The organism is Acidisoma sp. 7E03 (assembly GCF_054665075.1).
Map to the genome: position 1 here is coordinate 1 of NZ_BAAFHE010000016.1, position 14147 is coordinate 14147.

At 63.1% G+C, this 14147-nt stretch carries 12 protein-coding genes, 2 tRNA genes and 1 pseudogene; 8 read left to right on the top strand and 7 right to left on the bottom strand.

All coding sequences use genetic code 11. From position 1 onward, the window contains the following. The first annotated feature begins 507 nt into the window (after positions 1 to 507). Positions 508 to 783: a hypothetical protein gene (locus ACYQ6W_RS19930; protein ID WP_459677777.1), complete on the top strand. Its 276-nt coding sequence runs from the start codon at positions 508 to 510 to the stop codon at positions 781 to 783. A gap of 213 nt (positions 784 to 996) precedes the next feature. Here ACYQ6W_RS19930 and ACYQ6W_RS19935 read toward each other — a convergent pair whose 3' ends face one another. The 6 genes and pseudogenes from ACYQ6W_RS19935 to lepA all read right to left on the bottom strand — a co-directional run bounded on the left by ACYQ6W_RS19935 (position 997) and on the right by lepA (position 5170). Then, positions 997 to 1617 carry a hypothetical protein gene (locus ACYQ6W_RS19935; RefSeq protein ID WP_459677778.1) on the bottom strand — a complete coding sequence of 207 codons (621 nt, stop codon included), beginning with the start codon at positions 1615 to 1617 and terminating at the stop codon, positions 997 to 999. Next, positions 1584 to 2441, bottom strand: a complete 858-nt coding sequence (locus tag ACYQ6W_RS19940) for a site-specific integrase (RefSeq protein ID WP_459677779.1) — start codon at positions 2439 to 2441, stop codon at positions 1584 to 1586. The genes ACYQ6W_RS19935 and ACYQ6W_RS19940 overlap by 34 nt, the downstream gene beginning before the upstream one ends. After that, on the bottom strand, positions 2377 to 2853 hold the full coding sequence (locus ACYQ6W_RS19945; protein WP_459677886.1) for a hypothetical protein: 477 nt from the start codon (positions 2851 to 2853) through the stop codon (positions 2377 to 2379). Before ACYQ6W_RS19945 ends, ACYQ6W_RS19940 begins: the two co-directional genes overlap by 65 nt. 54 nt (positions 2854 to 2907) lie before the next feature. Further along, positions 2908 to 3087, bottom strand: a pseudogene (locus ACYQ6W_RS19950) (DUF6538 domain-containing protein); the annotation flags it as partial. Positions 3088 to 3178: 91 nt separating this feature from the next. After that, positions 3179 to 3268, bottom strand: a tRNA-Ser gene (locus ACYQ6W_RS19955). Between the two features lie 96 nt (positions 3269 to 3364). Beyond that, positions 3365 to 5170 (bottom strand): translation elongation factor 4, encoded by a 1806-nt coding sequence (lepA, locus tag ACYQ6W_RS19960; RefSeq protein WP_459677781.1) that lies wholly within the window; start codon positions 5168 to 5170, stop codon positions 3365 to 3367. A 185-nt stretch (positions 5171 to 5355) separates the two neighbouring features. Here lepA and truB point away from each other — a divergent pair, with 185 nt between their 5' ends. From truB to pnp, 3 genes are all read left to right on the top strand, one after another. After that, positions 5356 to 6282, top strand: coding sequence for a tRNA pseudouridine(55) synthase TruB (gene truB / locus ACYQ6W_RS19965; RefSeq protein ID WP_459677782.1), 927 nt, complete (start codon positions 5356 to 5358; stop codon positions 6280 to 6282). 24 nt (positions 6283 to 6306) lie between these two features. Continuing rightward, positions 6307 to 6576 (top strand): 30S ribosomal protein S15, encoded by a 270-nt coding sequence (gene rpsO, locus ACYQ6W_RS19970; RefSeq protein WP_459677783.1) that lies wholly within the window; start codon positions 6307 to 6309, stop codon positions 6574 to 6576. A 351-nt stretch (positions 6577 to 6927) separates the two neighbouring features. Next, positions 6928 to 9081 (top strand): polyribonucleotide nucleotidyltransferase, encoded by a 2154-nt coding sequence (gene pnp / locus ACYQ6W_RS19975; RefSeq protein ID WP_459677785.1) that lies wholly within the window; start codon positions 6928 to 6930, stop codon positions 9079 to 9081. Between the two features lie 64 nt (positions 9082 to 9145). Here pnp and ACYQ6W_RS19980 read toward each other — a convergent pair whose 3' ends face one another. After that, entirely contained in the window at positions 9146 to 9478 is a 333-nt protein-coding gene (locus tag ACYQ6W_RS19980) for a plasmid stabilization protein (RefSeq protein ID WP_459677877.1), read from the bottom strand. A gap of 283 nt (positions 9479 to 9761) precedes the next feature. Between ACYQ6W_RS19980 and gyrA the strand changes: the two genes are divergently transcribed. The 4 genes from gyrA (at position 9762) to ACYQ6W_RS20000 (ending at position 13749) form a co-directional block, all read left to right on the top strand. Beyond that, positions 9762 to 12494 carry a DNA gyrase subunit A gene (gene gyrA / locus ACYQ6W_RS19985; protein ID WP_459677878.1) on the top strand — a complete coding sequence of 911 codons (2733 nt, stop codon included), beginning with the start codon at positions 9762 to 9764 and terminating at the stop codon, positions 12492 to 12494. A gap of 1 nt (position 12495) precedes the next feature. Further along, a complete protein-coding gene (gene coaD, locus ACYQ6W_RS19990) occupies positions 12496 to 13014 on the top strand; it encodes a pantetheine-phosphate adenylyltransferase (RefSeq protein WP_459677787.1) in 519 nt (172 codons plus the stop codon). A gap of 62 nt (positions 13015 to 13076) precedes the next feature. Further along, a complete protein-coding gene (locus ACYQ6W_RS19995; protein ID WP_459677879.1) occupies positions 13077 to 13559 on the top strand; it encodes a peptidylprolyl isomerase in 483 nt (160 codons plus the stop codon). A 114-nt stretch (positions 13560 to 13673) separates the two neighbouring features. After that, a tRNA-Lys gene (locus ACYQ6W_RS20000) sits at positions 13674 to 13749 on the top strand. The last annotated feature ends 398 nt before the right edge of the window (positions 13750 to 14147 follow it).

A 14147-nucleotide genomic window follows, 5' to 3' on the forward strand; every position in this document is an offset into this window, starting at 1 on the left:
CCGAACCTCAGGGCTGAATTTGTTCGTCGTCTTGCTCGTCATAGCTCCACTCTACTTGGAAGTTGGAGCCTCCGGGAAACCCGGTGCGGTTCAATGCGTGGGCGCCAGAGCAAAAGCGGCGTTTCGCGATAGATACCGCCGTGCGGCATGAGCGTTCCTTAGGAGCCCTGGCGACCATAATAGACAGAGCAAATGCCGGGTCCCTGGTCGCAGCAGTGTGTGATGGTGATGAAGTGGCAATCTGGGCGGCATCCGAGGGTCGCATTCAAGACGCGATGAAAGCGGCGCTTGAATGGGAACGGAGAGAGCGAGAGCGCAAAGAACAGCTCCGCGAAGAGATGGACCGAAAAGAAGCAATCGAACGACGCGATGAACCAGCCCTCATCTACGACTAGAGCGGTAAGCATTGTGCAAATTTGCACAACACAAAACAACAATTTTGCACTACCCGCCAGCGTTCGGCATGTCCTAACAGTCTTTTTTCAATCAGCAAGAGGACTTAGTTTGATGAAAATCACCGTTCATTTCGACGACTTTGCACCTCGTGATATTTCATACACGCCGTGGGCACGATATGCCGACGTGATTGAAACTATCGCTGCCCCGCGAACAAAAAGTGGCCGTCGACGGACGACACGAACCCGTGAAAATCTCGTTGTCAGATGGTCTGTTAAAAAAAACCGTCCCCCTTTCGACGACTGTAAAATCGAAGGCGACGACATGCTCATCTATGCCTTCGTGGAAGGCATGAGCGACGAACAGATAGCAATGTGCCGAGACTGAGAGAGTGCCCGCCGTCCCCGCTTACCACAGCCTGTTTGCCCTCATTTGCGCTCCATGGGCGCCTTTCGGGCAAACAGGCTGCTCCGCTTGCTACGGCCCCTGGCTAGCAGGGGCTGGAAAGCGGGGACGGCTCCAACGTGGTGCGAGCGACGAGGTGACACTCGGTGACTTCGCCCTTCGGGCTCGGGCCGTGCGGCCAGGGAACCAGTTGAATCATTGAGAGGCCATACGACTAATTTCCGCTTCAGCGGAATGCCCTCGAACAATCCGTAGAATACTCGCCACAGAGTTAAAAAACGGAGTTTTCAGGTTACGGATTTTCTCGAACTCAAGACTTACAATGTTAGCAGAACTCGACCCCGACGACGCATAAGCAGTATCCAGACGCTTGCTAATGGCCCCTACGAGTCCCCTAAGATTCATTAAAGCAACAATCAACCTGGGGTCATCAAAGCTTAACAGAGAAAGCGCAGATAAGGCATCAACAAACGCACTGAATTCACTTGGATTGTAGAATTCTTTGAAGGCTTGTTCTAGTTGATAAGGCTGATTGTGGCTGTACTTTCTGAGTAGTTCATTGAGCGATTTACAGGACATCTCTGCAACAGTCGCGACACTTTCCCGCATAATTTGACGTGTTTTGGCTTCGCGTCGTCGAATCTCCCGCAAATCCCTACTGGACACCCACGCGGTCACCGCTATGATTGCAATAGCCCCAACGGCTTGAACCCAAATGGCGAAGCCTTCATTGTCATTGAAAAATGAAAGTAGACTTTTTAGCATGCGCTCGCCCCAAAAACTTAGATAGCGATATGATCCAGATGTATAGGACAACAAAGCTTCTCAGCTACGAGTCTTGCTTCGTCAGGGGTCAGAGCCTTGCCATAGTGTGAACCCATAGATCTTTTGTCACCTTTATGACCCATAAGCTTATCAGCCAAATAATCCCCAAACCCTGCCGCGGAGCAGCTTTGGCGGAAGGTGTGACGAAAGCTGTGAAAACTGACGGTCACATCATTGCCCAAGATATTGTCAATGTAGCGGTTTGTCCATTTGGACCAATCAGCGCTTGCTTGACGGTCTTCAAAGAGTAGAGCCCCCTTTTCAGCTTGGCTACTTGCATAAGCAACGAATCCGATTCGCCTGAGCGCCTTTTGAATCGGGACGAGGCGGGGAGAATTCAAAGTTTTCGTTGCGCGTGTTAGATCTAGACAGAGCACACCTTCAAAATTCACAAGATGAGAGGGCGCGGTTGCAAGCTCTTCGACCCGCCCTCCGGTCATCAGAGCAACGAGCATGATCCAAAATTTTGAGTCTTTGTAGACGAGATTTCCGGATTTATGGCGATAGAAGCGACTATAGCACCCAACAAACAATGGAGAGTCGAAGAGCCTTTTCAGTTCTGCATTCGTGAAGCCGCGTTTTGCTCCCTCATCGTCTTTCCGCTTCTCCTCTCTCGTACGCCTCCGGATTTCCACCCCAGCGCCAATATCCTCGGGTATCATCCCCTTTGATTTTGCCCAAGCCGTCAGCGATTTTGCATAGCCGAGTTGCCGGATGATGGTTTTTCGGCCCAGGACTCCGGAGCCTCGATTACTCCCCTTTTTCTCCAACCAAGTCACCGTATTTGGCGATGTCGCGCGTCGTAAGGTCGCCAAGATTCTTGACTCCGATGGCAGTCTCTAAGTCGCGAAAAAACTGGCGATAGGTTTTAAGCGTCCCATCACTGAGTTCCCCTCGCGATGCGAGGAACTGGTCTTGAAAGCTCATCCAGGGCACCGCTGCGTCAGGATGTGCCAACAGCTTCGGTGGAAGGGCTGACCCACCTGCGGCGATGGCTTGCTTGAGCCCTTCGATAAGCCCCGACTGATGAGCATCACGATGAACATCGAGAGCGATTTCAAGCATCCGATTCTCGCCGCGAATGACGGCATTCTCCCGTTCAGCCGCCGAAACCAGGGCATCGAGTCGGGCCGCCAAAGCGGCGCGGTCGGCCTCATCCATCGCGTTAAGAGCGGCTTCAGCGGCGGCAGGGGTATCGCGGAGGCGACGAATATCCTCAGCCGTCAAGCCGCTTATCGGCTTACCCAAGAACGTCCCCGCTATCTCCATTCGCGCCCGCTCAATCGCTTCATGAACTCGACCAGAGACAATAGCCGCACGTCCACGTGCTAAGCGAGCATCAGACGTGCCGAGGGTTCTTACGATATATCTTTTACGAGTGACCCTAGTCAGGTCGGCTGGCAGCCGGAGCCGGAGGTAGAGCCCCTGACGGCGGCGAATCACATGCGGCGGAAGACGCATTCCGGCCCCTCTGGCGTGTATCACAAACGTGTGTCACACGGGGGGCAGAGCGAAGACTTAAGTGATTGAAATCAATGACTTATAGACAAAATGGCGGAGAGAGTGGGATTCGAACCCACGGTACGCTTGCACGTACACACGCTTTCCAAGCGTGCGCCTTAAGCCGCTCGGCCATCTCTCCAGCTGAGGGTAGCGTTTCCTAGCTAGAACCAGGGGGGAGTGCAACTCCCCCCGTCGCATTCCCGGCGCGCTTTTCCGCCGCGGGTCGGGCGCCGCCTCACCCGTCGATCTTGAGGGCGGCGAGGAACGCGCTCTGCGGGATTTCCACCTTGCCGAACTGCCGCATGCGCTTCTTGCCTTCCTTCTGCTTCTCCAACAGCTTGCGCTTGCGGCTGATGTCACCGCCGTAGCACTTCGCCGTCACGTCCTTGGAGAGCGCGCCGATCGTCTCGCGGGCGATGATACGCCCGCCGATCGCCGCCTGGATGGCGATCTTGAAGAGCTGCTTCGGGATGAGATCCTTGAGCTTGGCGCAGATCGCCCGGCCGCGGCTTTCCGCCTGGCTGCGATGGGCGATGAAGCTCAGGGCGTCCACGGGCTCGGCATTCACCAGGATGGAGATGCGCACGAGGTCGCTCTCCTCATAGCCGTCCATCTGGTAATCGAAGCTCGCATAGCCCTTGGTCGAGGATTTCAGCCGGTCGTAGAAGTCGAAGACCACCTCGTTCAGCGGCAGGCGATAGACCGCCATGGCGCGGTTGCCGACATAGGTCAGGTCCTGCTGCTGGCCGCGCCGCTCGTTGCAGAGGGTGAGCACGGCGCCCAGGTGATCGTCCGGCACCATGATGTTCGCCTTGATCCATGGCTCCTCGATGCGGGCGATCTTGGTCACGTCCGGCATGTCGGCCGGATTGTGCAGGGGCTCCATCGCCCCCTTCTGGTCGTAGATGTGATAGACGACGGAGGGTGCCGTCGCGATGAGATCAAGGTCGAATTCGCGCGACAGGCGCTCCTGGATGATTTCCAGATGCAGCAGGCCGAGGAAGCCGCAGCGAAAGCCGAAGCCGAGCGCCGCCGAGGTCTCGGCCTCGTAATGGAAGCTCGCATCGTTGAGGCGCAGCTTGGCTAGGCTGTCGCGCAGCTTCTCGAAATCGTCCGCGTCCACGGGGAAAAGGCCGCACCAGACGACGGGGACGGAGGGTTTGAAGCCCGGCAGGGCCTCCGCCGCGGGGCGCCGGTCGTCGGTGATGGTGTCGCCCACGTCGCAATCGGCCACCGTCTTGATGGCGGCGGTGATGTAGCCCATCTCGCCGGGGCCGAGGCTCTCCACCGCTTCCATCTTGGGGCGGAAGACGCCGACCTGATCCACGGTGTGGACGGCGCCCTTCGCCATCATGCGGATTTTCTGTCCTTTCCGCAGATGGCCGTCCTTGATGCGCACCAGGATGATGACGCCGAGATAGGCGTCGTACCAGCTATCCACCAGCAGCGCCTTGAGCGGCGCCTCGGCCTCGCCTTCCGGCGGCGGCAGGCGGGTGACGAGGGCTTCCAGCACACCTTCGATGTTGAGGCCGGTCTTGGCGCTGATCTCGACGGCGTCGGAAGCGTCCAGCCCGATCACGTCCTCGATCTGCTGCTTCACGCGCTCGGGCTCGGCGGCCGGCAGGTCGATCTTGTTGAGCACCGGCACGATCTCGTGTCCCGCGTCGATCGCCTGGTAGACGTTCGCCAGCGTCTGCGCCTCCACGCCCTGGCTCGCATCGACGACGAGCAGCGAGCCCTCGCAGGCGGCGAGGCTGCGGCTGACCTCATAGGCAAAGTCGACATGGCCGGGCGTGTCCATCAGGTTCAGGACATAGGTCTCCCCGTCCTTCGCCGTGTAGTTGAGGCGGACGGTCTGCGCCTTGATGGTAATGCCGCGCTCCTGCTCCAGCTCCATGGAGTCGAGCACCTGCTCCTTCATCTCGCGCTGGGTGAGCGCGCCGGTCGCCTGGATCAACCGGTCGGCCAGAGTGGACTTGCCGTGGTCGATATGGGCGATGATGGAAAAGTTGCGGATGCGGGAAAGCGGCGTGTCGGTCATGGCGCGTCACATACGGGAAGGAGGCGCGTCTGTCAGCCGTCTTGCGCGGGCGCCGCAGCGCAGCCGCCCTGCCGGCACCGCAGGCGAGCGGCCGGCAGCTCCGCGCCGCTTTCTCTTGCGAGGCCTGCCATCTCCTGCCATAGCCCCGCCCCTTCCCGCTTTCTCTGTTGCACTGATCCGACGCCATGAAGACTCGCCGCCCGCGCGGCCGCCCCCTGGATGGGTGGCTCATCCTCGACAAGCCCGAGGGCCCGACCAGCACCGACATGGTGAACAAGCTGAAGCGGCTCTTCGACGCGCAGAAGGCCGGCCACGGCGGCACGCTGGACCCGCTGGCCACGGGGCTTCTGCCCATCGCCTTCGGCGCCGCCACCAAGACCGTGCCCTATGTGATGGACGGGACCAAGCGCTACCAGTTCACTCTGCGCTTCGGCGAAGCCCGAGACACCGATGACGCGCAAGGCACGGTCACCGGCACCTCGGAGGTGCGGCCCGATACTGCGACGATCGAAGCGGCACTGCCGGCCTTCCGCGGCCTCATCATGCAGGTGCCCCCCATCTATTCCGCCATCAAGGTGGCCGGCGAGCGGGCGTATGACATGGCGCGCGAAGGCCGCGCCCCGGTGTTGGAACCGCGCCCGGCGCAGATCGACCGCTTCGCGCTGATCGCCCGGCCCGATGCCGATACCGCGGTCTTCGAGGTAGAATCCGGCAAGGGCGTCTATATGCGCAGCCTCGCCCGCGACATCGCGATTGCCTGCGGCTCGCTCGGCCATATCACCGTCCTGCGCCGGCTGCGGGTCGGCCCCTTCACCGAAGAGATGGCGATTTCCCTGGACAAACTGGCGCAGGAGGGGGATACGGCCCCCATCTCTCCGGCGCTTCTGCTGCCGGTCGCGACCGCGCTGGCCGACATCCCGGCGCTGGCCTTGACCGAAGGCGAAGCCATTCAGCTCCGGCATGGCCAGGCGCTCAGCCTGGTCGACTTGATGGGGCGGATACCAGAGACGGCCGATCCCGCAAGCGGGACCGTTCGGGCGATGGTGGGGGGCCGCGTGATCGGTTTGTGCCGGCTCGAAGAGGGCTGGATGAAGCCCGAGCGCCTGCTCTAACCCTCTGTCATAGGAACGCACACGATGTCGATCACCGCCGAGGAGCGCTCTGCGCTTATCTCCAACTATGCACGTGGCGCGAACGACACGGGCAGCCCCGAGGTCCAGATCGCCCTGCTGTCCGAGCGCATCTCCAGCCTCACCGAGCACCTGAAGATCCACGCGAAGGACTTCCATAGCCGTCGCGGCCTTCTCATGCTCGTCGGCCGCCGCCGCCGCCTGCTCGACTATCTGAAGAAGACCGATAACGAGCGCTATTCCACGCTCATCGGCCGTCTCGGCCTCCGCCGCTAAACCCGGCGAAACCACTTCCCGCCCAGGATCCGTTCTCCGGGGTGGGAGGTGGCCACCGCCCGCTTCGGGTGGCAAAAGCAAGACAGGCCGCGCAAGCGGCGAAACCAAGGGCGCCCATGGGGGTGCCCCGAGCCGCGGAAGCGGCGGTTCTACAGGATAGGCCGGCCGGGCCTGACGCATAGGCCAGGACCCCTCCGGCGTTTCCGGCCACATGGCCGGCGGAAGCAGCCTCTTTACCCAAGGGCCGCCTCTCCGCTCCCCATGCCGCCCGAGACGCCGAAGTCCGCTTCGGAAGCCCCCGGTTCCCCATCCCGTGCCGTCGCATCCGTCCGCAACGACAAGGATGTTCGCATGTTCAACTACTTCCGCAAGGAAATCGAATGGGGCGGCCGGCCCCTGATCCTGGAGACCGGCAAGATCGCCCGCCAGGCCGACGGCGCCGTGATGATCACCTATGGCGACACGATCGTGCTCTGCACGGCGGTCGGCGCCAAGACCGTGAAGCCGGGTCAGGACTTCTTCCCGCTCACCGTCAACTACCAGGAAAAGGCCTTCGCGGCCGGCAAGATCCCGGGCGGCTTCTTCAAGCGTGAGGGTCGTCCCTCCGAGAACGAGACGCTCGTCAGCCGCCTGATCGATCGTCCGATCCGCCCGCTCTTCCCCGAAGGCTTCCGCAACGAGGTGCAGGTCGTCGCCACCGTCCTCAGCCATGACCTCGAGAACGATCCGGACATCGTCTCCATGATCGGCTGCTCGGCCGCGCTGACGCTCTCCGGCATCCCCTTCTTCGGACCGGTGGGCGCCGCCCGCGTGGCCCGCATCAATGGTGAGTTCGTCCTCAACCCGACCACCCAGCAGACGGAAGAGAGCGATCTCGACCTCGTCGTCGCGGGCACCGCCGAAGGCGTGCTCATGGTCGAGAGCGAGGCGAAGGAACTGTCCGAGGAGCTGATGCTGGAGGCCGTGACCTTCGGTCACACCGCCTTCCAGGCCGTGATCAACGCCATCATCGAACTGGCCGAGCATGCGGCGAAAGAGCCCTGGGCTCTGCCCGAGCCCTCCGAGGAAGAGACCACGCTGCGGGCCCGCGTCGATGCCCTGGCCCGGGCCGATCTCGCCGCCGCCTATAAGGAGACCGGCAAGGCCGCTCGCTACGAGAAGATCGCCGCCGCGAAGAAGGCCGCCGCTGCCGCGCTGACGGCCGAAGGGCTGAACGCAGAAGCCGCGAAGGGTCTGTTCAAGGACCTCGAGGCCGACATCGTCCGCAATGCCATCCTCGACACCGGCATGCGCATCGACGGCCGCGACACCAAGACGGTTCGCCCGATCGTCGCCGAAGTGGGCGTTCTGCCGCGCGCCCACGGCTCCGCGCTCTTCACCCGCGGGGAGACGCAGGCACTCTGCGTCGCGACCTTGGGCACGGCGCAGGACGAGCAGGTGATCGACGCGCTGGACGGCGAATATCGCGAGCACTTCATGCTGCACTACAACTTCCCCCCCTATTCGGTGGGTGAAGCCGGGCGCATGGGCTCTCCGGGCCGCCGCGAAATCGGCCATGGCAAGCTCGCCTGGCGTGCCATCCACCCGCTGCTGCCGGCGAAGGACAAGTTCCCGTACACCCTCCGCGTGGTCTCCGAGATCACCGAGAGCAACGGCTCCTCCTCGATGGCGACCGTCTGCGGCACCTCGCTCTCCCTGATGGATGCGGGCGTACCCCTGACGCGCCCGGTGGCTGGCATCGCCATGGGCCTGATCAAGGAAGATCGCGGCTTCGCCGTGCTCTCCGACATCCTGGGCGACGAGGATCATCTCGGCGACATGGACTTCAAGGTGGCCGGCACGGAAGCGGGCGTCACCAGCCTGCAGATGGACATCAAGATTACTTCCATCACGCCTGAGATCATGAAGATCGCCCTGCAGCAGGCCCGCGAAGGCCGCATCCACATCCTGGGTGAGATGGCCAAGGCGCTGACTGGCGCCCGCGGCGGTGTTGCCGCCACGGCGCCCCGCATCACCGTGATCAACGTGCCGAAGGAGAAGATCCGCGACGTCATCGGCACCGGCGGCAAGGTGATCCGCGACATCGTCGAGACCACGGGCTGCAAGATCGACATCGACGACGACGGCACCATCAAAATCGCTTCGACGAGCGAAGAGAAGACGCAGGCCGCCATCGACCGCATCACCGGCATCGTCGCCGAGCCGGAAGTCGGCAAGATCTACAACGGCAAGGTGGTGAAGGTCGCCGATTTCGGCGCCTTCGTGAACTTCCTCGGCGCCAAGGACGGGCTGGTGCACATCAGCGAGCTGGCCGCGACGCGCGTCGCCAAGACGGGTGACGTCGTCGCCCAGGGCGACGCCGTGAAGGTGAAGGTCATCGGCTTCGACGACCGCGGCAAGGTGAAGCTCTCGATGCGCGTGGTCGACCAAGCCACCGGCGAGGACATCTCAGACAAGGTCGGAGCCAAGGGCGGCGGCCGGCGGGACGAGAAGGCCGCCGAATAACGGCGGACCTCACGACGGAACGAGAAGGGGCGTCCCGGCCGGGGCGCCCCTTTTCTTTTTGGCCTCAGTTCGAGGCCTGGTGCCCGTGCGACCCCTGGGCCGCATTGCGCTTGCGCGTGGCCGCCGCCTTCCGTGCCGCCGCCGAACGATCGGCCTTCGGTCGCTCTGCCGCATGGGCGCCGCCGATATGGCCACCCTTGCGGGACGAGGCATGCGAGGTCTTGTGGCCGCGGCCGGAGCCGCTCTTGTTGCCACCACCATCCTCTTTGTTGACGGTGGCCCAAGCCCGGCGCTCCGCCTCTTTTTCTGGAACACCCCGCTCTTCGTAGCCTTCAGCGATATGATCCGCCTTGCGTTCCTGCTTGTCCGTGTATTTCGACTTGTCGCCCTGCGGCACGATTGCCTCCTTCACCAGTCTCTTTGGTTGAGGAGGGGGTACCGTGGCCCGGCTTCAAGCGGCGTCGCCTGGCTGTGATCCGCCCTCCCGCCTTGCCCGAATCCGGAAAATGGCGCATAAAAACTCCATGTCTTCCCGTCTCCAACGGCGATAGATCCGTGTGTGCGGGTCGCCTCCCGACCCGCCCTTCCCCGCTCGTATCTGAGCAGCTCCGAGAGTCCCGTTGAGCGACACCACACCGCCTGATCCGACTGCTTCCCTGCCGCCCTCTTCGCAGCCCGTGATGCTCGAAGATGAGATGCGGCAGTCCTATCTCGCCTATGCGATGTCCGTCATCGTCAGCCGCGCGCTGCCCGACGCGCGGGACGGGCTGAAACCGGTCCATCGCCGCATCCTCTTCGCAATGCAGGAATCGGGCTTCACGCCTGACAAGCCCTATCGCAAGTCGGCGCGCATCACCGGTGACGTGATGGGTAAATACCATCCGCACGGCGACAGCTCGATTTACGACGCGCTCGTGCGCATGGCGCAGCCCTTTTCGATGCGCGTGCGCCTGATCGACGGCCAGGGTAATTTCGGCTCGGTCGACGGCGACCCGCCGGCAGCGATGCGCTACACGGAATCGCGCCTCGCCACCGCCTCGATGTTCCTGCTCAACGACATCGACCGCGATACCGTCGATTTCCAGCCGAATTACGACGAGAGTGCGGAAGAACCGAAGTTCCTACCCGCCGCCTTCCCGAACCTGCTGGTCAACGGTGCCAACGGCATCGCCGTCGGCATGGCGACGAACATTCCGCCCCACAACCCGAGCGAAGTGATCGACGCGACTCTCGCGATGATCGCCAATCCCGATATCGGGCTCGACGAGCTGATGACCATCATCCCGGGGCCCGATTTCCCGACGGGCGGCATCATCCTCGGCCGCTCGGGCATCCGCCAAGCCTTCGAGACTGGCCGCGGCGGCCTCATCCTGCGCGCCCGCACCGAATTCGAGGAGATCCGGAAGGATCGCACGGCGATCATCGTCAATGAAATCCCATACCAGGTGAACAAGTCCACCCTGCTGGAGCGCATCGCCGATCTCGTGCGCAACAAGCAGGTCGAAGGCATTGCCGACATGCGGGACGAGAGCGACCGCGACGGCATGCGCATCGTGATCGAGCTGAAGCGCGACGCGACGCCGGAAGTCGTACTCAACCAGCTCTTCCGCTTCACCCAGTTGCAGACCTCCTTCGGCGTCAACATGCTGGCGCTCGACAATGGCCGTCCGCGCCAGATGGGTCTGCGCGAGGCGCTGATGTGCTTCATCACCTTCCGTGAGGAGGTGATCCTGCGGCGTGCCCGGCATGATCTCGCCCGCGCCCGAGACCGCGGCCATCTGCTCGTCGGTCTCGCCGTCGCCGTCGCCAATATCGACGAGGTGATCCGCATCATCCGGGCGGCGCCCGATGCCGCCGCCGCGCGCGCGGCGCTGATGGAACGGGAATGGCCGGCGGAGGAGATCCTGCCGCTGCTCGACCTCATCGAAGATCGCGGCAGCATCGTCGAGGGCTCCAACCGCATCAAGCTGACGGACGCCCAGGCGCGTGGCATCCTGGACCTGCGCCTGCAGCGCCTGACCGGGCTCGAGCGTCACAAGATCCAGGCCGAACTCACCGAAGTTGCCGAGAAGATCAAGGATCTGCTCGATATTCTCGGCTCGCGCCTCCGCCGCCTCGAAGTGATGCGGGATGAGCTGGCGGCCGTGCGGATGGAAATCGGCAGCCCGCGCATGACGGAGATCACCGATGCGGCGGCTGATCAGGACGACGAGAGCCTGATCGAGCCGGGTCAGATGGTGGTCACCATCACGCGGGACAATTTCATCAAGCGCACCCCGCTCGAGACCTTCCGCCAGCAGAACCGCGGCGGCCGCGGCCGCACCGCGGCGACCACGCGCGGTGACGACGTGGTGACGCGCAGCTTCAACGCCCATACCCATCAATGGGTGCTGTTCTTCTCCTCGGGCGGCAAGGCTTACCGTGAAAAGGTTTGGCGCCTGCCGGAAGCAGGCCCGCAGGGCAAGGGCCGGGCGCTCATCAACCTGTTGCCCGAGCTCGGCACCGACGGCATCACCGCCGTGCTGCCCCTGCCGCAGGACGAGAGCCTGTGGGAGAACCTGCATCTCGTCTTCGCCACCGCCTCCGGCAATGTCCGCCGCAACAAGCTGTCCGACTTCCGCAACATGCGGGCCTCGGGCCTCATCGCCATGAAGCTGGACGAGGGCGACCATCTCATCGGCGTCGCGACCTGCCGCGAAGGCGACGACGTGATGCTGGCGACGGCGGGCGGCCGCTGCATCCGCTTCCAGATTCACGAGGACAATCTGCGCGTCTTCGCCGGGCGTGACAGCGCCGGCGTGCGCGGTATCCGCCTTGGGAAGGACGACCGGGTGATTGCGCTTTCCGTCCTGCGGCACGTGCCGGCGGGTGTGGAAGAGCGCACGGCCTATCTCAAGCGCAGCCGCGCGGGCGATGAGGACGTCGCCGAGATCGAGGTCGATGCCGAAGAGGGGGCGGAGACCGCCGTCACCCTCAGCGACGAGCGCTTCCAGGAGTTGCGGGATGCCGAGCAGTTTCTGCTCACCGTCACCAATGGCGGCTTCGGCAAACGTTCCTCGGCCTACGAATATCGTGTCACCGGCCGTGGCGGCCAGGGCATCACCAACATCACCCTCTCGGCACGGAACGGGACCGAGGTCGTCACCACCTTCCCGGTGCAGCCGGGTGACGACCTGATGCTGGTCACCGATACCGGCCGCCTGATCCGCGTGCCGGGCGACCAGGTGCGCCTGACCGGCCGCCAGGCCATGGGCGTCACGCTGCTGCGGCTTTCGGACGGCGAGCGGGTCACCAGCGTCTTCCCCGTGATGGAGGAGCCGACGGAACCCGAGGCAGAGGGTTCGGGCCCGGAAGATGGCACCCCGCCCGCCGCCCCCGAGGCCGGTGCCGCGGATGACGGGACGCCCGCCTGAGATGGCCGCGCGTGAAAAGATCGGCGTCTATCCCGGGACCTTCGATCCGATCACCAATGGTCATCTCGACATCATCGCGCGCGGCGCGCGGCTGGTGGACCGGCTGATCGTCGCGGTCGCCTCCAATTCCGGCAAGAACCCGGTCTCGACGCTCGACGAACGAGTGGCGCTGACGCGGGCGGTGCTGGAGGAGACGGCGCGGGAGACCGGGACGCCGATCGACGTGCGGCCCTTCTCCTCCCTGCTTGTGCAGTTTGCCCGCGACGTTCAGGCAAGCGTGATCCTGCGCGGCCTGCGCGCGGTCTCGGATTTCGACTTCGAATTCCAACTTGCCGGCATGAACTACCGCCTCGATCCCACGATCGAGACGGTGTTTCTCATGGCGAGCGAGCGGCACCAGTTCATCTCCTCCCGCTTCGTCAAGGAGATTGCAGCGCTGGGCGGAGACGTCTCGAGCTTCGTTCCGCCGCTGACGGAGCGGCACCTCGAGGCCTGGGTGAAGAAGCAGAGAGAGCCATGAGCATCAACCGAAGAGCGGCGATGACCCTCGCCCTCGGCGCAACAACCATGATGGGATTTGGTATGAGCGACGCACAGGCTGCATCCGACACGCTGGACATGCAGCTCAAATACGGCACCGTGGTGATCAAGCTGCGGCCGGACCTCGCGCCCAAGGCGGCCGAGCGGATGATCACGCTGACCCGCGAAGGCTTCTACGACAACACGCCCTTCCACCGCGTGATCGCGGGCTTCATGGCGCAGGGCGGCGACCCGAGCGGCACCGGCACGGGCGGCAGCAAGCTGCCGGACCTTCCGGCCGAATTCACCGACCAGGCGAAGTTCCTGACCGGGACGGTGGGCATGGCCCGCACGGCGGACCCGAACAGCGCCAACAGCCAGTTCTTCATCTGCCTGGCGCCCGCCCCCTGGCTCGACGGCCAGTACACCATCGTCGGCCAGGTGGTGAGCGGTATGGACTATGTGCAGGACATCAAGAAGGGCGCGGGCCAGAACGGCATCGTCTCCGACCCCGACCGCATCATCCGCATGACGGTGGCCCAGTAACCTCTAGCCATCCAGGCGCCGTGATGGAACGCCCCGCGTCAAACGCGGGGCGTTCTTCGTTCTGATGGGTTGACGCAGGCCCGCTTCTGCCGTTCAACGCACCCACCAAGAGACGAGCCCGTAGCTCAGCCGGTAGAGCACGTGACTTTTAATCATGGGGTCGTGGGTTCGAGTCCCACCGGGCTCACCATGAAATCAAGGGGTTAGCGAGAACTTTCGGAGTTTCCCTCAAAAAATGTCCGCACAGTGTCCGCTTCAAGAGGCACATGCTGAGCAACGAAGGATGGCCTAATCCCGCTGCGCCAAGCGTGCCGGAAAATCCTGACCAGCCAGGCCGCATCTTCTGATCGATCCCTACGGCGTGAGAAGGTAGGGGTGGTGGAATCCCTTCGGCGATCCCGTCAGACATGGGTCTTGGCTCACTGATGCACCCAGCAGTGACGCGAAAGGGTGGACCTATGTTGGCCCGGCGGTTGCTCCCGACGACAAAACAGTTTGAGGCAGAAGGCTTCTAAGTCGGGGGCAATAGTCCCCATCCGCATGAGACGCCACTCCCTTCAGGGATTTAGAAGATCCGTCGGCGGCCAG